Source organism: Bacteroides sp. AM16-13, assembly GCF_003602705.1.
GTDB lineage: Bacteria > Bacteroidota > Bacteroidia > Bacteroidales > Bacteroidaceae > Bacteroides > Bacteroides xylanisolvens.
Genome location: NZ_QTLK01000004.1, coordinates 270450 through 291585 on the forward strand (window position 1 = coordinate 270450; position 21136 = coordinate 291585).

A 21136-nucleotide genomic window follows, 5' to 3' on the forward strand; every position below is an offset into this window, starting at 1 on the left:
ATTTGATTAATAAAGACTGGCTGGAATCAGTTTCTGTGCCTGTTGAAAGTCCTCTACGGTGTCCAGTTCGGCCGAGAAGAACTCGGTGGTATCCATGACGTAAAAGCTATATCCTTGCGGAATCAGTCGTTCAAAAGCCCGTTCGTAGAATATATTGTCCAGTCCTTCAGTGGTAATCATAATGTCCAGTTCCCGGAATAGAGCTTTGGTGTATTCAGCTGACATCTTTTCGATACCGATAGACTCTCCGATAGCATCGGATATAGAACAGACTTTGCTGATTTCAACAACCTTTTGTGCATCGTCTACGATAACTTTTATTTCTTCCGCTCCAAGCTCATGGCGATTCAGTGCCAATATGTCGTTTTTATCCGAATGAAGCAGTTTTTCTACAATTTGAGGATCAAAAACAATATCACTGTCTAATAACAATATTTCTTCCCCGTCTGTATACGGTCGGGTAAGCCATAATGAATAGATATTGTTGGTTGATTCATATCTGTCATTATAGATGAAAGTAATATTTTGGACAGGATAACGTGCCTGCAGAAAATCAACGATTTGCTGCTGGCGATACCCCGTGACGATAATGAATTCGTCGAATCCATTTTGTATCAGAGCATCAAAAGCTCTTTCCAGTAGACATCGTTCTCCTATCTTGAGGAGGCATTTGGGCGTTGTATCGGTCAGCGGGCGTAAGCGTGAGGCTATTCCTGCGGCTAATATTACTGCTTTCATTTGGATGCGATTTCTTTAATTGTGTCTATAACGATCCGGTTCTGCTCTGGGCGTCCCAATGTGATACGCAAATGAGTGTTGATATCCGGTTCATTCATAAACTTCACTTTATAACTTTGTTCGGCAAAAGCCTTTTGTAAAGCCTCTTTTAGCTCTATCGGGTATTTGATTAAAATGAAATTGGCAACCGATTCATATACTTTGAATCCGGGTAACACGCCGATTTCCTTTTCGTAACGCTCACGGTCTTCGTTCATCAGTTTGGCGATGTTGCGGTAGTGTGCATCCGATTTAAGAGCTGCAATGGCAATATCTTCGGATATTCGGTTGTATCCCAGATATTTATTGCTGTATCTGCTGAAATTTTCCAGTTCCTTACTCATAAATCCGAATCCCATACGTAAACCGGGCAATCCATAAAACTTGGATAAAGTACGGGAAATAATCAAATTCGGATATTTATTAACCAGCTTTTTGATATAACTGGTATCAGTTGAAACAAAAGAAGCGTATGCTTCGTCTATCAGTACCACTGTTTGGCTGGGTACTTCTGCAAGCAGTTCATCCAGTTCTTTCGGAGTTAAACCGTTGCCGGTAGGGTTATTGGGAGAAGCCAGTAAAAGAATCTTCGGATTCTCTTTCTGAATCATATCTTTCAGCGTATCAAAGTCATATTTAAAGGTGTTTCCGTCTTCGTAAAGAGGATATTGCAAAGTATGGCCATTCACCTCATCTGCAATTGACTTATAATACCACCATGAGAACTTGGGAATCAACATCGTTTTGTTTCCATCTTCTTGAGTCAGGAAGTAATGAACGGCTTGCTTCAGGATATCTTCTCCACCGTAGCCTAGCAGGACTTGTGTTTCATCTATATCATATAATTCGGATAAGAAAACAGATAATATGCTTTTCTTTCCTTCATCATAAATGCGGGTATAAAAACAAAGTTTATTTATATCGAAGTTTTTTAAAGCTTCTACTACTTCTTTCGATGGACTGTAGTTAAATTCGTTTCGATCTAAAAAGTTCAAATTCTTTTCCATATTAGTTTTGTATGATTCCTTTATCGCACCAGGTTAGTTTCCTGACTTTTGTTTCGTTCAAAATACTGCGGTTGTTGTTTAGATTATCTGTTCCGTGTAGTTCATGATGAAGATGGAACACGATTCCCGCAAATTTGATGGTACGCTTGCGTACACCGCTGTTGATAAGACGGCATACTAATTCATGATCTTCACTTCCCCATCCGGTAATAGCTTCATTGTACCCATTGACTTTTAACAAATCCTCTTTCCAAAAAGCCATATTGCATCCTCTCGAGTAAGAAACATCCCATTGACGATAATGTTGAAGTAGTGGACTCAACCAAGGTAAATGTACTCCGTTGATTGTATTTTTAGTACCTTTGTCGTGAATGGAAATGATGCAGTTTTTTTCTGCTAACATTTTTCTCGTTAAGCCTTCCCGGATTAATACACGGCTACCAGTTACGAAACTACCTCTTTTGGCAAAACGTACATGATCTTTGACGAAATCTTTGTGTAAGACGATATCTCCGTCAATTTGTATTATATATTCTTTAGATGCTTTCGCAATAGCTTTGTTGCGGATGGAGGCCAGTCTGAAGCCTAAATCCTCATGCCAAACATGAATAATGGGAACTTCAGAGGAAGTTGCCAATTGATGAATTAGTTCTCCTGTGTCTTCTTTAGAACCATCATCGGCAATGATAATTTCATCAGGAAGGAGAGATTGACGTAGCACGCTTTTAACGCATAATTCTAATGCGTCGCTTCTATTATAGGTGGATATAATTAGCGATGTACTTATGTTGCTCGCCATTGGTTTATTCATATAATTATTACTATGTTAGTTAAATAGTTAAGGGGGCTTGCACTAAAATTCTACAAATGTATACATTTTATTTGGTTGTGACAAGTGTTAAAGGCTTTTTTGCTAAACATTAGAGGGTTAGCGTCTTTTTTAAGAATAATATCTGTATCTTTGCTATCAGTTTGTTATTATAACTAAGATTAATAGTGTATTTGTAATGGAAAATCATTCGGTGGAAGTTAGTGTAATCATTCCTAATTATAACTATGCTCGTTTTTTGCGGCAACGTATCGAATCGGTATTGGCCCAAACATATACAGATTATGAGATTATATTATTGGATGATGCGTCAACGGATGATAGTACATCTATTTTAAAACATTATAGTGCTAATCCTCATGTCAGTCATTTGGAGATTAACTCAGTCAATACAGGAAGTCCTTTTGCTCAATGGCAGAAAGGCATTAGTTTGTCTCGTGGAAAGTACATTTGGATTGCCGAAAGTGACGATGCGGCTGAACCCTCTTTTTTGAAAAAGGCAGTCTCTGTTTTGAAACAATATCCGGATGCTTCTTTTTGCTTTCTGGGTTCACATTGTATAGATGGGGAAGGTAATCAGTTAACTACTGATTTTGATCGTTGGACTTCAAAACAGTTGAGTCGTTCTCATAATATGGGTGTTTTTGATGGTGAAGATTATATAAAACATAATCTTTATTGGCGTAATTATATTTACAATGCTAGTGGTGTTGTCTTTCGTAAACAATGTTTTGAACAAATAAAAGACTTGTCTTGCTTTTCAATGCGCTATAGTGGCGATTGGCTTTTCTGGATAGAAATGGCCAAGCAAGGAATGGTAGTCGAAGTTTATGAAAAATTGAATAATTTTCGTTTGCATAATGTAAGCACTACCAAGAAGGGGCAAAAGACAGGAGATGGGGTTCGGGAAGACATATATATAGTAAATAGAATAGAGCATTCTCTCGTTAATATAGGGAGGCAAAGAAAGACTGTGCGTCATGGGAGCTTTTATAAAGAGATAAAAAGACTTAAGGTTCCTACTGAAATCAAGGAGGAACTTACATTGCATTTAGTATCTTCTTTAAAAGCAAATTCTAGTGATTATTATGTAGAACGCTTTAATAAAAGTTTTAGTTGGCTGATGCCTTGGTTGATTACTCGTGATAAAGATCGTCTGTGATTACTGGATGTTTTTATTGGAAATTGATAATGTTTATGACATACTTGCTAATAATCACTTAAAAGTAAATTTAGTCGGTGGATTTTTCTATCTTATCTGCAATAATATTACCAACAGTTTCACTAGCTATAGTTGCCCAATGCGTATCATCTATATGATAAACGTCTTTGACTCCGCTGGCAATCATTTCTCTAAAATTATCTCTAGGATTAATAAACCATTTTAGTTGGTTAATTCCATTTTCTTCTAGTTGATCAATTACTTTCTTAGGCGGGTATGGATTATTTATTATATATGGTTGGTATACATCATATTTATCGGGAGCTATCATATAATAGAGGTCAATGCCTTTTTCTTGAAAGCGTTTATGAAGGTAGTTTAGTTTGTCTAAAATGGCGTTGTATTCTTCTTCTGTGATTGATAATTTCCATAAATCGTCATTGTAAAAATAGAAGGTGTTGTATGGTGGAACAGAGAAACAATCAGTGTTTAACTGTACTTCTTTTACTGGCCTTTTTGATTTGTATAAATGATATTTGATATATTTAAACGTTTCCATTAAATAATCTTTCTTCTTTTTTTCTGTAAAATTATTTTCTGGCTTATTGTCTTCTTTCTCAAGAGTATAATTGATGTCTTTAATATCTCTAAAGCTAAGTATATGCTGTACAAATTCTCTTTCGACCGTTTCAATAATAACAGTCTTACATCCTAGGCTAGCATATATATCGTTATTCAATAAATACAATGCAATATCTTCAGAGCTATATCCTCTTCCTCTTGGATCAGGATAGTTGAGGATTCTTTCTCCTAATTTGGCTGCTAAATAATTTTGATAACCACTGAAACCTTGTTGGCTAAAGGAGTCTCCTATGGTCATAACTTTGTAATTTCTTTGTATGTTGTCATAATATGTATCTACCTTGTTCTCTGATAATGGTGTACCTAAATTGGTTTGGGTTTTGTCTATGTAAAAGTAGCCAAGTTTCCCTAAATCACCGGCTTTGGTTAGACGATCTATCAAATAGAAATTCACATAAAAACCATATGCGTATATTAATACCATGACAGGGAATATGGTGAATAAGCATTTTAATATAAATTTTCTCATAAAGTTCTAGAATTGAAAATAGATAAATGTTTGAATATCATTAGAGTAATAAAATATATAATAGAATATGGCACAGTAGATTCCCCATCTGATTATAGGGTATTTTATATTTATTTCTAGTCCGTGCATTTTGCGTCTGTTAATCCATTCTATGATAATCAAAATAGCAATGTATTGGATGCATTTAACTCCATATTCAAGCGATGAAGGTTGCCATTTAGTAAACATATAAATGATATATTGATAGGCCTCCTTTATATTTTCGGCGCGGAAGATAACCCAACCAATCATTACAAGAATGAAAGTACTAATAATCTGTCCAAGTTCTTTGAGGGATGGTAGGTATTTGTTTTCAGCTACTATGTCTTTATACTTTCTGTTTCTTCCCATGAGTAATAATGGTAGAAATAGTAGAGCATGAAATGCACCCCAACAAATAAACGTCCAATTGGCTCCATGCCAGAGACCGCTAACTAAGAAAATTATCATAGTGTTACGGAAAGATTTCCATTTGCTACATCGACTTCCTCCTAATGGGATATAAATATAATCTCTGAACCAAGTGGTGAGTGAAATATGCCAACGTCTCCAAAATTCGGCAATATCTCTAGAAAAATATGGAAAGTTGAAGTTCTGTAGTAAGTTAATGCCAAATAACTTTGCTGTACCTATAGCGATGTCCGAGTATCCAGAAAAGTCTCCATAAATTTGGAAAGTAAATAAGAAAGCTCCCCAAACCAGATTCAAACTATCAAGTGTTTGATAATTTGCAAAGATTTGATTGACTGCGACAGCGCATGTGTCTGCTACAACAATCTTTTTGAATAATCCCCATAAAATTTGCCTCATACCATCTACTGCCGCTGTGTAATCGAAAGCTCGTTGTCTTTCGAACTGCGGTAGTAAATTGGTCGCTCTTTCGATAGGACCTGCAACAAGTTGAGGAAAAAAAACTGATAAAAGCAAAGAATGCTACAATATCATGTGTGGGTTTCATCTTGTGACGGTAGATATCGATTGTATAACTAAGTGCTTGAAATGTATAGAAGCTAATTCCTACTGGAAGTAAAATATCTAATGTGACCCAATCCAATTCAAATCCAAACCACTGAAACAGGTGTTGTAAATTTTCCGAGAAGAAGTTGAAATACTTGAATATTCCTAATATGGTTAGGTTTAATACAATGTTGGCAATACTTATTAAACGTTGGATGTGTCTATGTCCTTCTTGCCGTTCAAGTAGGATTCCGCTTGCATAACTACATAAAGTAGTAAACGCTATTAAGATAAGAAAGCGCCAATCCCACCAACCATAAAATAGATAACTAGCTACAACAACAAATAAGTTTTGTGCTCTTAATTTTTTGAAAGCAAACCAATATAATAAGAATACTATTGGTAGAAAGACTAAGAATTCGAATGAGTTAAATAGCACGGCCTAATTTTTTTTGCAAAGATAAATATAAAATAATTATTGATATTGTAAATGCATGTAATTTTGTTTACGTCTTATAAATAATTATGTTCTAAGAATAGATGTATATAGACACTCTATCTGTTTGGCATTGTTCTCAATAGAGTATAATGACGAAACATAATTATATGCTCGTTCGATGATTTCAGTGTATTGTTGTATCTGTTTTTGTTCTATATCTGTTAAATGGGTGGTTAATTGCTGTTCGTTGGTAAAACGAAGAGCAATTTCTTTATTGTATTTTCTTTGACCATTGTCAAATTGTTCTTTTGTTCCGGCAGTATCTTTTCCAATAACTAAGCATTTGTTAAACATAGCTTCTGCTGTAATTAGGCCAAATGCTTCAAAAGGTGATGGGACGATTAAAGCTGTTGCGCGATTCATTAGATCATATATTTGATTGGTGGGTAGTATTCCTTTAAGCATAATATTATTTTGTATATTGTATTTTTCTATTAGTCTATCAATTTTTTGTTTTGTCTTTGAGGAATAGTTCCCGGCAAGTATTAATTTGAAGGTACCTCCTCTTAGTAGATAGTCTTTATAGCTATTTAGTAGTGAAAAGATGCCTTTTTCTTTCACGATGCGTCCTACAAATAGAAAATACTCTTCTTTAGGAAGCTCTTTAGGTTTATAACTTTGCCTCAAAACGCCGTCGTAAATAATAGTCGAGTTTTCCTCCTTTAGTTGGTAGAAATTATATATACCTTTTGTTATTGCTATATTGAAATTGCCGGATTTGTGTAGTTGTTTTTTTAAATATGGAAGTGAGTAAGCGTGTGAATGTCCAAAATCTAAAGATTGATACTCTCTTAGGTGCCATATGTGTGGAATCTTTAGTGATTGAGCTGCAGTAGCCCCAAACTGATATGCAGAAGAATTGGTATGAATAATATCAATCTTATATTGTTTGGATAATTCTATGATTTGTTTGGTAAAGAATTTCTTTTTATTTTTTAATTTAAAGGCATATATGGGACGAGTAATATAATTCCATAAATTTTTTTTTGAGGGATACCAGAAGAAGTCGTAGTTAAGAATACTATATGGTATATTTTCCGATTTCAATTTATCAATGGTTGATTGGCTAGCTAATTTCCCTAATATGATATAAGGCCTTATTTTGCATTTAAGTTCTTTAATTAAAGTGATTAATGCTTGGTCAGAGCCTCCTTCACCTACTGCTATGTATAAGACGTTAATCATTTTGATGGAACTTTATTGAATTTGGTTTATGACTTCTTTTGTTATGTGTATGGCATCTTTTTACGATGAACTATCTAATAATATTTTTTGGTAAAAGTACTACAAGTATTAAGACATATAATTCTATACCATATAAATTTGAAAAGGATTTTATTTCGCCACTTGCTATTTTTATAGGTCTCACGATAGAGCTTCATTTCTCTAAAAGCGCGTTTAAAGGGTGCCGATCCTTTAATGATATTTTTTATGCGTTTATATTCTTTCTTTTCTTGTATCGACTTTATACTTGATGGATTGAGTTCTCTGCTTTTTTTGTAGAATTCAATCTTTGATTGTGTGTCATTGGTATCATAAGCTAAAACAGGGAATGTATTGATGGTTTTATTGTATATTCTTGCATATTCATCAGTCATTTCTTTTACAGACTTCATTTCTTTTAAATAATGCCTGATATTCTCTTTTTTCTTTTGATATTCTCCTGCGATGTTTGATTTGACTGTTAAAATGAACTTAAAAATATCTTTTGCAGTACTGTGTATGGGGAAAATCCATCCTGCATCAATTGCTTTCACTCGTTCAGCTATAGCTCCTAAATCGAATGTGATTACAGGAATTTCAGCAATAAGGCTTTCTGATAAAGTATAGGAATAAGTTTCTGGCCACATGGACATTAAACATACTAGTTTAATGTCGTTCTCAAGTAGTAGATTAGGTAGGTCTTTCTGTAAATATTCACCATGATAGATATAATTTTGTTTATTGGTGTTATATTTTTTATTTTCTGCCATTCCAAAGAGATGGATTGTTATCTCGGATTTTCTAGCTTCAGCTATTAACCCTTTTAAATATCTTAAACCTTTTTCTTCTGAAATCCCACCAATAAAAGCGATATTAAACTTTTCTTTTTTGTTTTTCTTTATGTTAGAATAATTCGATTCTTTGTTTACTTGATTGTAGCCATGTTCTATTACGTCGATTGTTAGGTCTTTGTATATATCTAAAACAATATTCTTAGTATTGGAAGAAGGGACGATTATTTTCTTTGCTAATTTAAGATTCGAATAAAATTCTTTTCTCCATAATGGTATAAAATTAATATTCTGTTTAAACTTTTTTGATATGCATGAACTACATCCATTTTGGTTGTTATAACTACAAAGAAAAGTTTCCTCGTCGAAGAGTTTTACCGAAGGACATATTGAATAAAAATCATGCATTGTATATATAAAGGGAACGTTCTTCTCTTGTGCCACTTTGAAAATATCCAAATACATGTTTCTTAAGTGATGGATATGGATTAAATCTATTCTTAGGGCCGTTATCAATCTCTCAATATCTTTCTTGAAAACATCATTATAAAGATTTAAAGCTGTATATTGAGAATACATGCCTAGAGAAACAGTAATTTCGTCAGATGAAAAATAAGAGGTTAGATAGTATCTGAAATCATCCACAGAATAATAGATTACATGAAAATTAAATTCCTTTCGCATGTTTCTAATTAAATCATGTACATGCAATGTTGTTCCGCCGATGTTCCTTTCGTTGATCGCTTTGAACTCATGTATTACAATCAGTACATTCTTTTTAGAATACATATCTGTGTTATAACGCACATTCAGTTGTATCTCTGAGATCGGATTTTGTTGAACAAAAGCTTCAGTGTTTGCAAAGCATACCGGGTATCTCTCTTTTAATATTTGTAGATGAGAGTTTATCAAATTGGTCTTTTCTTGAGTGAAAGATTGGGTTCCTTTATGATAAATATATGTGTTATCACATAATAAATGTCTATATCCAGCTTGTAAACATCTATATGAGAAATCATTTTCTTCTCCATATCCTTTTCCAAAAGTTTCTTCGTCGAATAGACCTAGATCGTCTATTGCCTCTCTTTTAATATACATACAGAATCCGTGCGCAGTAGGAATCTCAGGAAATAAATTCATGCTGCATTTTTCGACAATGTCAGCATATTCTTCTACACTTAAACCTGGAGGAATGGTGTTTTCTGCCAAAAAAACAGGGACAGATGCTAAAGTCGCGTTATTGGATAGGGGAGTAACAGTAGCTACTGCAGGTTTACTATATGCGCAATTTTGTATTTTGGAAAGCCAATTTCTGGTTACTTCAGTGTCACTATTTAATAAGACTACATCATGGTGTGAATATTGCATGCCAATATTCACAGTTCGGACAAATCCTTGATTATCTTTGTTATCTATTAATATGATATTTAGCGATTGATTTTCTTTTATAAAAGAATTCAATAAGGGCAATATTCTTTCGTCTGTGCTTTTATCATTGACTAACAATAATGTGTGTTGGGTAAGATCTGTATGCTCAATTACTGTTTCAATGCACTTTTTGACAAAATCAAAAGCATTATAGATGGGGATTATGATGTCAATATTCGTCATAGTAGATTGGGGATTCATTAATTTTCTCTCTTTCATTAAAGTCTGAATTCTTTTATTGCTAATACAAATGATGTATAGATAGTGTGGCAAAGGTATAAAGAAAAAACAGAAATGCCAAAGGGACTTGTCTTTAATCTTCGAGTGAACCGCTTGTATGTGAAAATGTTATGATGTTGCCTATTTTTGTTTTTACATTGATACGAGTCTAATAATTGCGTAGATGTGTTTTTATGTTTGGCTATTTTTGAATATTGAAGAAAAAATATAATAAATATCATTTAAAGAGGTGGCCATAAACGTAAATAAATGCAATGAACTGTTTGATTTCTACAGAAGATTATATTTTTAGGTATAGTTCTAATAGAATTTCTTATCTTTGTTATCAATTCCAAACTTGTATTGGCCCGAAATGCTTTAATAGGGTTTTAAATGTTGTTTATTGTTGAATAAAATTTCACTTTTTTGAAGTTGAATGTGCAGAATTGGAATTAATAATTTATGCGAATCAGTAGTTGAACTCTGATTCATTGTTTTAGAAAACTAGATAAATGAATGCGATGGCTATTTTCCCCGTCGTATGTACCAAAAGTCCGGATGTAGATCTGACTTTCATCGCTCTTTGAATATTTGTTTTCTCATTCAGCCAGTTGAAAAAAGATTCTATCGGTTGTCTGACCTTTGACACGGCAGTAGAAAACAGGTCTCTACCAGCTTGCTCTCTTTGAGTAATACTAAGAACTTTTCCTTTATGGCTTTAACAGGAGTCAGTATGGCCAGATCATTCTCCTCTCTGATGATAAGATAATCATTTCGGGGGATGGAATGGCTCCTTTCCTGTGGAAAGCTAAGGTGTGGAGTTTGAGTCCGAAATAATACATGTTCTTTGTAGAACAGTATCCTTTAGTCGCAATTTTAGTAGTTACTTTCCCTTTTTTATTTTTATTTTCAGAAGGGTTGCGAAATGGTGATGAGATGTTTAATTGAATAATAACAATTTAACTAACTGAATCAGCAAGTGATTTCAACTACTGATTCGCATAATATATAAAATATATTTAGAATGAAAAAGACAGAATGCCAATATCGTGTGAGTGTTATCATTCCTGTTCATAATACAGCTCCATATTTAAAGCGTTGTATTGAATCTGTACGTAGTCAATTATTGAAAGATATTGAAATAATCTTAGTTGATAATAAGTCGGAGGATACATCATCTGATATATGTGATGAATATGGCAGGATTGATAATCGTATAAAGGTTATTCATCTTCTGGAGGCTGGTGCCTCTATTGCGAGGAATGCTGGTCTTAAAATAGCATCTGCTCCATATATTGGTTTTGTTGATAGCGATGATTGTATAAATGAAAGAATGTATATGGATTTGCTATGCGCTATTGAAACTTATCATGCGGATATAGCATATTGCAACTTTTGTTATGAATATGAAGATGGTCGGATAGAACATCTTTATACGAATTCAGGATTGGTGGTAGAACGAATGTCAAAAGAAGTGGTAGAAGATATTATATGTGAGAAAGTAAGCAGCTCTCCATGTACTAAATTATTTAAAAGGGATTTATTTAATATCATCTTGTTTCCTGAAGGAGTGTTTTTTGAGGATCATGCGGTAGTATATCAATGGGTAGCTTTGAGCAAAAAAGTAGTATGGATTGATCGTGAATATTATAATTATCTTCAAAGAGAAGGGAGTACATGTCATTCTATTGATTCAACCAAGCAATATCATTTTTTTTTGGCAGAATATCCGAGAATTGAGTTTGTAAAAAGAAACAAACTGTTTTCTGAACATCAAAGAGCAGAGGTCATATTTCAAATTGTATTGACTTGTTTTCGTCGTTTTGATGATTTTATGAAAGGAGCTCAGCTTATAAGAGATAGAAAACAAATAAAAGATATGAGGCATAAAATGAAAAAATGGCTTTATTTATCTCCAGATGAAATAGATGGTTGGATATATAAACGCGTTAGGAAAATAACGTATCGTTGGTTGCTTTGTTACTGGAAGTATTATCGTAAACACTAATTTAAATGTGATATTTTATGTTTGGTGTATAAATCTCTTTGCTTATTGTAGTATTCGTTGGTTATTCCTTAGTTATTGGTCTTTTCAAGATACATAACTTTGATATATTTTATAGTTTAATTTACATGCTCTTCTTTAATTTTGTATTACTTTTGTGAAGTGATTGAATTTGTGTCTCAAAAAGATATGGTAGTTTTCTAAAAGGTGAAATTTATGATTCAGTTATTTCCATTGGTTTCTGTGATAATCCCTGTATACAATAGTGAAGAATACATCGCATTTACTATAGATAGTGTAATTAGTCAAACGTATAAGGAGCTTGAAATTATTCTTATTGATGATGGAAGTACTGATAAAAGTGCGGAGATTATAGCTCGGTATGCAGATGGTGATAATCGTATTTTCTACAAAAGAAAACAAAATCAAGGTCCTTCTTTAGCTAGGAAGATGGGGATAGATATTGCAAAAGGTAAATATATTCAATTTCTAGATAGCGATGATATCTTGATTAATGACGCGATAGAATTATTAGTTGAAAAAGCAGAGAGTTGGGAGGCTGATATTGTTGCTTTCCCTTTTTGTTTTTGTGCACAAAATGGTGTAAAAAGAGAATCGGGAAAACTTCAATTTGAACAGATAACTGGTGTCGGCTATTTAAATGAGATATTACTAGGGAAGGCTTATTGGAGTTTGTGGTCTAAATTTCAAAAACGTAGTTTGCTTCAAGAAAATCTTATAGATATAATGCCGCATATTTCCTTTGGTGAGGATGTGATATGGACAACTCAGATTGTGTTAGCGGCAAAAAAAATTGTTTCCTTGAATAAGGCAATCTTAAATTATAATGAACGTCCATCTTCTTTGTCTTGTATTCCTGTGTTTAGTGATGAAAAATTTGAAGAATTTAAAACCTATTCTCGATGGATTGAGGATACTATAAAACAGAAAGGCTTGGTAAAAGAATTGGGCGAATCTTTGGCCTTTTTCCATTTGAAGAATACATTTATGATGATTTTGTGGAGACGATTTGATAATATAGGTGAGGAAATGAAAAGAATAATTCAGGATTTGTGCTTTTATCCTAATTTGGGGTGTTCATTACAATACTATGAACGTAAAGTAATAGATGCTTATAGATTTTCTACTTGGTTTGGAAATTTTAAATTGATGCGTTATGTGAGGAAAGGAAAGATTTAAGAATACTTTTCAAAAAGGCTCCCATATTTTAGATATCATTTTCTCTTTTCTTTTATTAGAAGAGAATAAGTTGTTAATTTTCAAAAGTAGAAGAACGATTTTTCTTATTCTTTTTTTGAATTTTTTGGTTTGGGATATTGTTGGAATAAGTGAACCTAATTCAGAATATTTGTATTCGTACAATTCAGACAAGGCGTCTAGTATGGCTTGTGGAAACTGTTCTTTGATCCATTTTATTCGTTCTTCCATTAACTTCTCTTGATTTGAACTAATTCCAGTGCCATCAACTTCTGCTATTGTTATGTCTATGTGTTTATAACTACATCCTTCAAAAATGATACTTTTCATTGTGTGTATCCAATCTGATATGATTTTATATTTCGTATTGTATAATTGTGTCTGGAATAATGAATGGTGGATGAAGCAGGCCTGATGAGGTAATGCTGTTTTGAGAAGATAAATAATATCTAATGTTGCCGCAGGGCTGATATTTCTATAAGAGCTTGTTGATAATACGTATTTTATGTTACCGTAAATATATTTGCTTCCGTCTAATGGCAGTTTCTGAAGTATTGTGCTATCCATAAGAACATCCCCTGAATTTAGAAAGTATAGATACTCTCCGTGGGCTTGTTTTATACCCTTATTCATACCATCATAGATGCCTTTGTCGGGTTCTGAAGTCCAATAAAGTGGATATGTTACTTCTTTTTCATATTGTTTTATAATGTCTGTACTTTCATCTGTTGAATTAGCATCAATAATAATATGCTCAAATGAATTACACTTTTGGCTTTTAATACTATTCAAAGTTTTGATAAGTCCATGCTTATTATTGAAATTTACAGTAATAATACTTATAAGTAATCTGCTCATATTCCTCAGGTATGTAAAATTGATGTATTATATATATTGCAAATGTATATAAAATACTTGTGATTTTATACTAATGCAATGGTAAAGATGTATATCTTTGCACAGTATAAATAGTGCAAAGTTAATGAACTGGAATAAATGTTGAAGGATCTGAAAAGAAATATCTATCGATATTTAATTGATTGGAAAATTATCCGTCCAAAAATTATTGTGATGATGGATGGTGGGATTTGCTCTCAAATGCATCAGTATTTGTTGGGATACTTGTATGTAAAAGCTGGATTCTCCGTTTGCTATGATCTAGCTTTTTATAAAGAGTGGGGGGCGGATATAAATAATGAATATGTTAGAAATTTTGATATTTTAAAAGCTTTCCCTTATTTGGACTTTGCAGTGGCGTCTGATTATGAAATTAATATTTATAAGAGGAAATATTTTTATGGCGGCAATGACGGCGCTATTCGTACTAATGATTTTTCTTTTCTAGATTTTGTGCCTCCGGTTTATTTGGGAGGCTATTATCATTTTCCATCATTGAAGTGGCTTGAAGCTTTTCAATCTTTGTATAAATTGTCTGATGGTGTTTTGGATGATGTAAATAGGGAAAAGAGTGATGAAATAGCTGCACATCCCAATTCTGTGGCTGTACATGTTAGGAGAGGGGATTTAAGGGAGGAGGTTTCTTCATATGGAGCACCGGCATCTTTAGATTATTTTATGAAAGCAATTCTTTTTTTGAAGAAGAAATTACATGAACCTTATTTTTATTTCTTTTCCGATGAACCCGAATGGGTGAGGGTTGAATTGTTACCAAAACTTTCTATAGCAGATTCTGCAGAAGTTGTTGATATTAATGGCTCTGATAAGGGATATATGGATTTGTATTTGATCGCTCATTGTAAACATCAAGTTACAACAAAGGGGACTTTGGGTAAGTTTGGAGCTTTGTTGGCGGATACTCCTGATAAATATGTCATATTGTGTAACGACATGACTCAGCAATATTGGAAAATATTATTTCAGAATCCGATTTTTCTATAGTATATATGGACAATAGTTCGTTAAACATTTCATTAACACTTATGTCACAATTACCGTAAACCTAAGACCTTGGTCATTCTTGTTTTTTAGGCATATACTTCGGATATGGACGAAGTTTGATTACCAAATAAATAGAAACAAGTAAGGTCATAACTGGGCAGGCCTCAGATGGAGAATATGGTTTACTAGGGGTTAGTTACGGTCAATAGTTTATTGAATTTTAATTAACACTTATGCTGTAATTGCTACCAATTTAACCCTTTCTTCCCATAGTCTTTTGTTTATCTTCTCGTTAGGTTGAATTTCTAACACAGAAATAAATCGTTTTATGAGAAAAATTGTGGTATAATACCTTTGCTGACACCATTGATAGGGTTCTAAGGTTTTCACTTAAATATTGGGGCTTATGGGAACTATTAATGAATTATTTCTATGCGGAAAGTTGCTAACTTTTCGAGAACGGGAGACAATACGTTATTTATTTCATTAAGAATGAGCCCCGACTAAGTGCAGTCGGGGCTTTTGTGTTTACAAACATTTATTTTAACTCGTGTTTTATGATAATATTTTTTATCTTGTACGATTATTAACTCTAAAATTAATGTTATGAAAAAGATTTATTGGTTTTTGGCTTTATATTAGCCATTTGTTATTCTTGCTCGGAACTTGAAGACTTCTTAATCGATTCAACTTCAGTGGTTTCATGGACTACAATGACTAGAGCTGCTGGTGATGAAAAGTTTGATGTAGTAGGGTATGGTTACGATGTGACGAATGAGTATTTACATCCTTTATCAGTCAAAGGTCCTGTCTTGAATGTAGAGAAGTATAAGCAAGACCATTCTGGAAGATTGGAGTCTGGTACTGCTTCTTATGGACATGACCGAATGTATTATGGCTATTCATCAGCTGATTATGTGAAGAATATTACGACAGAAACAAAGGCAACATATACAATGAGTTATGGCAATGAAAAAGATACAGTATTCTTCTCAAATACAATAACTAATAATGCTTATTTGAAAACAGAATATTCTTATTCAAGTAAGTATTCATTTGCTAGTTTGGATTTAGTTAGAAATCTAAAACATATTTATTTTAATGATGAAATCAGTCGCTTATCTCAATATTTATCAGATAGTTTCAAGGAAGACTTAGAGCGACTTTCTCCCAATCGGATCGTAGAAAGATATGGTACGCATGTTCTAACGGATATCATAATTGGTGGACGTTATAAATTAATTTTTCGTTCCGTTATCACTAAAGCAAGAGATGCTTCAACAAAAAGGAGAACTGTGAGTTCGGGATTTAAATCAACTTTAGATGGAATCGGAGTAAGTTATAATTTGGAACATATAGATACTGTGGATGAGAGTTTAGTAAAAGATAATCAACATAAAGAATTATATGTTATGTTTTATGGTGGTAGTGGTACAAATTTGAAATATGATTTAGAAAAGGGTATGCCAACAAGTGTTGATGTACTGAGTTGGGAAAAATCATTATCTTTAGCAAATTCCTGTTTGACTGAGATTAATTGGAAGGAAACTTATCCAATTTATGAGTTTATATCTGACCCTGTAAAGAAGCAGGTAATAAAAGCAGCTGTGATTAAGCATATAGAGAAATCGAAAATAGATATGTTAGAGTTGTTGCCATTGCATATATATGTATATGACAATCCCAATGAGGTAAATCAAAAGCGCATGGATCATTATACTACCACACAAGTTGATATAGAGAAAAAATATTCAGGTTGGAAATATGGTGGCGTTGAAGGGTATGTCGTTAAAAAAAGATATGATGGAACAGTTCCTTTTTATGAGTATTATAGTGATAACAGTTTTGATCATTACACCACAACCATTTCAACTATAAACCAAGATTTCCCAGGATGGAAATTATTGCCAGAATCTATATCTGGATATATATATAAAGATATAGGAGATAATTTGATACCTTTATATGAATACTATAATGATGATTTAATTAATCATTATACATCAACAGATCCGACCGTTAGTCAAATCTATGATGGCTGGCATTTTCTTCCTAAATCTATATCTGGATATGTCTATCCTGCAAATTAAAGTTTTACTAATTTGAGAATTCGGGGAATGCTTTAAATAGTTACACGTAAATAGTGCCAATAATAAACTTTTGCTATTGGTCATTTTTTCTCACGATTATCTATACCTATAAGCTCAATTTCTACTTGACGACCAATTGTATTTTGAATATTTTGTATAATCATATTCAAACGTTTTGGGAGTATTGAACAAATTATGATTGACGACATTACTGATGAACTTTAATTATTATAAATGTAGTTACTGATTTTGTATTATTTGTTGATGGAGTTGATTAATTATAAGAATCATGCTTAAATGTATGTGTTATTGTAGACAGAGGTTAATTGCCGAATGAAACCTGCAGCTTTTCTAAAAAATGCTAGTTTTATTCGGCAATTTACTTCGTATTCCTTTTGCCATCTAATCTTAGGGGTGTACTTTATGCGTCTGCTCTGTCTTAATAAGGTGAAGAAAACAAGTAATAAAACAGCTGTTAGCATGAGAATAATAGCTCAATATTGCAACAGTAAAGCTGATCAATGAGTGCGGGATAGTTAGTATTAACTATAAAAACACCTTTGAAAGCTATAGTTAATACTATAAAATTGATATTTTGCTATTGTTTTATTATTCAATAAGAGAATTATTGTCATTATATCGAATTCACGTTAAATTATTGACAAACAGTTTGCAAATATCAAGATTATTTGCGAATATTGCATCTTAGTTGTGTATACGCCTGTTGGATTTAAATACTTGGGTGCTTCTATTATGCTAAATGACAGTAATAGTGCGCAACTTATTAATAATAAAATATTTAATTCCGCCGATAGGTGTAATACCGTTTTTATGTACAATTTAAAATTTCCAAACTATGTTGCTCCGGAAGCTGTAATAGGGGCTGAAACCATTATCGAAGAGGGTACTATTATATTGAAAGGGGCTATTATCGGTAGTCAGTGTAAGATTCATCGCCACATATTTGTGGATGAGGGGGTTAAGATAGGCGATAAGGTTAAGATTCAAGACAGTGTGATGATTCCACGTGGTGTGACTATTGAGGATGGCGTTTTTATCGGTCCATCAGTTGCTTTTACAAATGATAAATATCCAAGAGCTATCAATAAAGATGGAACATTGAAAAGTGGGGGCGATTGGCAGGTTAGCGAAACTATTCTAAAGTATGGTTCTTCTATTGGGGCGAATGCAACTATAGTATGTGGTGTTACTATAGGTGAATGGGCAATGGTGGCTGCTGGTTCAGTTGTAACAAAAGATGTCCCTGCAAATGCATTGGTTATGGGGAATCCTGCAAAGGTGATAAGATATTTTGAGTAATATTAGCTATGACTGACTATCTTGTAGAATTTTTGGAAACTCCTCTATTTAAGCTGGGCTTAACTATCTTTTTTAGTTATGTAACTTGGAGACTGACAGAGAAGTTAAATCCAAGGTTTTTGTGGAAAGATTATAAACGCAGACAAAATCTTAAAAGAGGCTATATCAATAAGGATAATGTTAAATTCGGAATTGATCATCATGATTATTTTGATCATGATGATGGCGGGTATATTGATGATTTAATAACTATACGATTAGACAAAACTCTCTATGAGTATAATTTTGAGGAAGAGTTCTCACAAAATTGTCAAAGAATACCTAAGCTCGAGCTAATTAAAGAATATATTAATATTAATTTTCCGGAAATAAATCTTGACGAAGTTGTTAGAACTGTAATAGTGCCGGGGGTGCTTAGGAATTCAGGGGGTAATATTTATGTGGTTAATGATATTCGGAAAAGTAGAAAAGACTATATTAATGGGAGAAATTCTGTAAAACGCCTTGAAGCCTCAGTTTTTGAGCTTGATTTAGTTAGGATGACTGCTGATACAGTTCAGTTGATTGATCGATTGTACTTATATTTTCAAGGAAAGAATCCGGATTTATTTGAAATTAATTATAAGACAAATAAACGGTTGGAAAATACAACAAAAGAGGTGACTGAGTTGATTGGATTTATGACTAAGGTTAGTTTAAATGGCTTTATCATAAGTACTAAGAAAGTTAATAAAGAATATCAGTTGTTTTATAATAAAAAACAAGGTTTCTCATATGGAATTTTGTTCTCAGAAACTACATTAAAAAGCATAATAAGAACTTCTAGAACTAAAGTAAACGGGCTGATGTTAAAAGAAATGCTATGTAAAGCAGTGCCGTCTTTAGAGGTTAGAGAACAGCAATTCACAGATATTGCCATATCATATTTAGATGGCCTGTATGTCGAGATTCTAGGTGTATTACTTGTTGATAATCTTGCTCCCTTTTCTGACAGTGACTCTGTGTGGCTGGATTTTACTCTTGATAGTATTCGTCAAGAAGCATTCAATAAAGACAGTTCTTTAGAACATGCTTTGTCATATGCTGCTAATATCAGGCAAAGGGCGAATAATAATCGTTTTTATTCATTTAATAAGTAGCTTATCTATGAACATAAATTTAAAAGATACTCTTGTTGATGATACTATTATAGTGCAAGTCCAACCTGTTTTAGAGCAGGTTCAAACAGTGACTACCCATTTTGATATTGTTGGGAATTTGCTTTGGGATAATTTGTTTGCACCATTACTCTTTGGAATATCTATTCCACTTGTATATAAGTTTGTAAAAAAACTCTTGAAAAGGTATAATTTGAAGAAATATCAATCTAAAATAATACGGGAAGACCAATATAAAGTGCTTGTTAATAATGTTTGTCTGGAGGATAAGTATTTTCGGGTTAATAAGATTAATGATGACGAATTTATTATTCCATTTCCTGAAACAAGAGAGAAGAAATTGGAGGAATTAGGATTTAGAAAAGTATATAAAAAGAATAAAAATCAATGTTTGCATAATAGTCTTTATAATTATATTAGCAAGTATTATGGAGAACAATTGACTTATAGAGGAGAAAATTACTCAATCCCAGAATTTATAACTAGGCTTTCTGAAGAGACGGCTGATGTTTTTATACATGAAATGCATCAAGCGAAACTGCGGTTTAATAAATATCTATATGGTATATATGATGTGAGAGTGGATGAGGATGATAAATGTGAAATTTCTGTTTATAATTCAGACTATTTTACATATAAGTGTACTGTTAATTTGTATAATGCGTTGGCTACTATTCCAGTTAAATCATGCTTTCCGGATTTTAATGTAAATGTGGCACAAGTAAGACCTTTTTATAATTCAGTAGCTGTTGGAGGTTTTGTTATAATCGATCGAGGAAATGGTGATGAACTTGTTACTGGGTTTCGTGGGGAGAATTGCCAAAGTGGTGGGTATTGGCACTTTTCTTATGATGAGACATTTACGGAAGATGACAAGTCGGATGAGGATGATCAACCAAACCTTATGACATGTTTGAGGAGGGCGTTAAGTGAAGAACTTGGGATTTTAAGAAAAACTCAGGAAAAATGTATCCCTACATCTCAAATTACTTTTTTAAATGTGGGTGTCATCCGTACAGCTGGAAATGATAATAGACTGGAATTTGAGGTGTGTTCATTTGTTCGAGTGTGCTTGTCGGAGGCATTCACATTGGAGGATTTTATTCATGGTTATCGTTTTGCTAAAGATGCAGAGATTGAAACCAGATGCCTGGAGTTTATTCCAATCAAAGAATTGGATAAATTTATATCTACTCATAAGATATCTCCAGAAGCCAAGCATTTGGCCCAAACGATCTCTTTGTTGAATGATTTTGATTTGCTCGGGACCGACAAAGAAGGATATCATGAAATTTTAGAAGCAAATAAACAATAATGAAAATAGTATGAATTTATGACTCTTTTAATAGGTTGATAAGTTCTATTAAATAGCTAGGGATATTCCTAAAATAATAAAATTTAAGGCAACTAATTCATTGCGAGTTA

General features: G+C 33.0%; 15 protein-coding genes and 2 pseudogenes. 8 read left to right on the forward strand and 9 right to left on the reverse strand.

All coding sequences use genetic code 11. The annotated features are described in order from the left end of the window. Window positions 1-6: 6 nt before the first annotated feature. From DW173_RS04760 to DW173_RS04770, 3 genes are read right to left on the reverse strand one after another with little or no spacing between them, the layout of a single operon-like run. Entirely contained in the window at window positions 7-738 is a 732-nt protein-coding gene (locus DW173_RS04760; protein ID WP_120143911.1) for an NTP transferase domain-containing protein, read from the reverse strand. Continuing rightward, a complete protein-coding gene (locus DW173_RS04765) occupies window positions 735-1784 on the reverse strand; it encodes a pyridoxal phosphate-dependent aminotransferase (RefSeq protein ID WP_120143913.1) in 1050 nt (349 codons plus the stop codon). Before DW173_RS04765 ends, DW173_RS04760 begins: the two co-directional genes overlap by 4 nt. A 1-nt stretch (window position 1785) precedes the next feature. Beyond that, window positions 1786-2595 (reverse strand): glycosyltransferase family 2 protein, encoded by an 810-nt coding sequence (locus DW173_RS04770; protein WP_032811956.1) that lies wholly within the window; start codon window positions 2593-2595, stop codon window positions 1786-1788. Window positions 2596-2791: 196 nt separating this feature from the next. On the opposite strand from DW173_RS04770, the gene DW173_RS04775 reads away from it, so the two are divergent. Continuing rightward, complete coding sequence (locus tag DW173_RS04775; protein ID WP_008024037.1) at window positions 2792-3775, forward strand: glycosyltransferase family 2 protein; 984 nt, start codon at window positions 2792-2794, stop codon at window positions 3773-3775. A gap of 70 nt (window positions 3776-3845) precedes the next feature. Here the strand turns inward: DW173_RS04775 and DW173_RS04780 are convergent, their stop codons facing one another. From DW173_RS04780 to DW173_RS24375, 5 genes and pseudogenes are all read right to left on the reverse strand, one after another. Continuing rightward, the gene (locus DW173_RS04780; RefSeq protein ID WP_008024039.1) at window positions 3846-4886 is read right to left on the reverse strand and encodes a hypothetical protein; all 1041 of its coding nucleotides are present in this window, start codon (window positions 4884-4886) and stop codon (window positions 3846-3848) included. Window positions 4887-4892: 6 nt separating this feature from the next. Beyond that, window positions 4893-6321, reverse strand: a pseudogene (locus DW173_RS04785) (MBOAT family O-acyltransferase). Window positions 6322-6405: 84 nt separating this feature from the next. Next, a complete protein-coding gene (locus DW173_RS04790) occupies window positions 6406-7566 on the reverse strand; it encodes a glycosyltransferase family 4 protein (protein WP_120143914.1) in 1161 nt (386 codons plus the stop codon). Window positions 7567-7640: 74 nt separating this feature from the next. After that, window positions 7641-10022 (reverse strand): glycosyltransferase, encoded by a 2382-nt coding sequence (locus tag DW173_RS04795; RefSeq protein WP_120143916.1) that lies wholly within the window; start codon window positions 10020-10022, stop codon window positions 7641-7643. Between the two features lie 496 nt (window positions 10023-10518). Then, window positions 10519-10927, reverse strand: a pseudogene (locus tag DW173_RS24375) (transposase); the annotation flags it as partial. A 119-nt stretch (window positions 10928-11046) separates the two neighbouring features. On the opposite strand from DW173_RS24375, the gene DW173_RS04805 reads away from it, so the two are divergent. Both DW173_RS04805 and DW173_RS04810 read left to right on the forward strand, forming a co-directional pair. After that, window positions 11047-12030, forward strand: a complete 984-nt coding sequence (locus DW173_RS04805; RefSeq protein ID WP_015532118.1) for a glycosyltransferase family 2 protein — start codon at window positions 11047-11049, stop codon at window positions 12028-12030. 213 nt (window positions 12031-12243) lie between these two features. After that, the gene (locus DW173_RS04810; RefSeq protein ID WP_015532119.1) at window positions 12244-13227 is read left to right on the forward strand and encodes a glycosyltransferase family 2 protein; all 984 of its coding nucleotides are present in this window, start codon (window positions 12244-12246) and stop codon (window positions 13225-13227) included. A gap of 9 nt (window positions 13228-13236) precedes the next feature. On the opposite strand, the gene DW173_RS04815 is transcribed toward DW173_RS04810, so the two are convergent. Continuing rightward, on the reverse strand, window positions 13237-14103 hold the full coding sequence (locus DW173_RS04815) for a glycosyltransferase family 2 protein (protein ID WP_015532120.1): 867 nt from the start codon (window positions 14101-14103) through the stop codon (window positions 13237-13239). A gap of 138 nt (window positions 14104-14241) precedes the next feature. On the opposite strand from DW173_RS04815, the gene DW173_RS04820 reads away from it, so the two are divergent. The 5 genes from DW173_RS04820 to DW173_RS04840 all read left to right on the forward strand — a co-directional run bounded on the left by DW173_RS04820 (window position 14242) and on the right by DW173_RS04840 (window position 21026). Then, the gene (locus DW173_RS04820; protein WP_015532121.1) at window positions 14242-15144 is read left to right on the forward strand and encodes an alpha-1,2-fucosyltransferase; all 903 of its coding nucleotides are present in this window, start codon (window positions 14242-14244) and stop codon (window positions 15142-15144) included. A 713-nt stretch (window positions 15145-15857) separates the two neighbouring features. After that, the gene (locus tag DW173_RS04825; RefSeq protein ID WP_015532122.1) at window positions 15858-17234 is read left to right on the forward strand and encodes an MAC/perforin domain-containing protein; all 1377 of its coding nucleotides are present in this window, start codon (window positions 15858-15860) and stop codon (window positions 17232-17234) included. Window positions 17235-17972: 738 nt separating this feature from the next. Next, on the forward strand, window positions 17973-18554 hold the full coding sequence (locus tag DW173_RS04830; RefSeq protein WP_275533092.1) for an acyltransferase: 582 nt from the start codon (window positions 17973-17975) through the stop codon (window positions 18552-18554). A gap of 8 nt (window positions 18555-18562) precedes the next feature. Further along, on the forward strand, window positions 18563-19693 hold the full coding sequence (locus DW173_RS04835; RefSeq protein ID WP_015532124.1) for a hypothetical protein: 1131 nt from the start codon (window positions 18563-18565) through the stop codon (window positions 19691-19693). A 7-nt stretch (window positions 19694-19700) separates the two neighbouring features. Continuing rightward, complete coding sequence (locus DW173_RS04840; protein WP_120143919.1) at window positions 19701-21026, forward strand: hypothetical protein; 1326 nt, start codon at window positions 19701-19703, stop codon at window positions 21024-21026. The last annotated feature ends 110 nt before the right edge of the window (window positions 21027-21136 follow it).

What these genes read in the sequence shown, in the direction of transcription:
- DW173_RS04760 (WP_120143911.1), bottom strand. Translation starts at nt 738, where the DNA reads ATGAAAGCAGTAATATTAGCCGCAGGAATAGCCTCACGCTTACGCCCG.
- DW173_RS04765 (WP_120143913.1), bottom strand. Translation starts at nt 1,784, where the DNA reads ATGGAAAAGAATTTGAACTTTTTAGATCGAAACGAATTTAACTACAGT.
- DW173_RS04770 (WP_032811956.1), bottom strand. Translation starts at nt 2,595, where the DNA reads ATGAATAAACCAATGGCGAGCAACATAAGTACATCGCTAATTATATCC.
- DW173_RS04775 (WP_008024037.1), top strand. Translation starts at nt 2,792, where the DNA reads ATGGAAAATCATTCGGTGGAAGTTAGTGTAATCATTCCTAATTATAAC.
- DW173_RS04780 (WP_008024039.1), bottom strand. Translation starts at nt 4,886, where the DNA reads ATGAGAAAATTTATATTAAAATGCTTATTCACCATATTCCCTGTCATG.
- DW173_RS04790 (WP_120143914.1), bottom strand. Translation starts at nt 7,566, where the DNA reads ATGATTAACGTCTTATACATAGCAGTAGGTGAAGGAGGCTCTGACCAA.
- DW173_RS04795 (WP_120143916.1), bottom strand. Translation starts at nt 10,022, where the DNA reads ATGAAAGAGAGAAAATTAATGAATCCCCAATCTACTATGACGAATATT.
- DW173_RS04805 (WP_015532118.1), top strand. Translation starts at nt 11,047, where the DNA reads ATGAAAAAGACAGAATGCCAATATCGTGTGAGTGTTATCATTCCTGTT.
- DW173_RS04810 (WP_015532119.1), top strand. Translation starts at nt 12,244, where the DNA reads ATGATTCAGTTATTTCCATTGGTTTCTGTGATAATCCCTGTATACAAT.
- DW173_RS04815 (WP_015532120.1), bottom strand. Translation starts at nt 14,103, where the DNA reads ATGAGCAGATTACTTATAAGTATTATTACTGTAAATTTCAATAATAAG.
- DW173_RS04820 (WP_015532121.1), top strand. Translation starts at nt 14,242, where the DNA reads ATGTTGAAGGATCTGAAAAGAAATATCTATCGATATTTAATTGATTGG.
- DW173_RS04825 (WP_015532122.1), top strand. Translation starts at nt 15,858, where the DNA reads ATGACTAGAGCTGCTGGTGATGAAAAGTTTGATGTAGTAGGGTATGGT.
- DW173_RS04835 (WP_015532124.1), top strand. Translation starts at nt 18,563, where the DNA reads ATGACTGACTATCTTGTAGAATTTTTGGAAACTCCTCTATTTAAGCTG.
- DW173_RS04840 (WP_120143919.1), top strand. Translation starts at nt 19,701, where the DNA reads ATGAACATAAATTTAAAAGATACTCTTGTTGATGATACTATTATAGTG.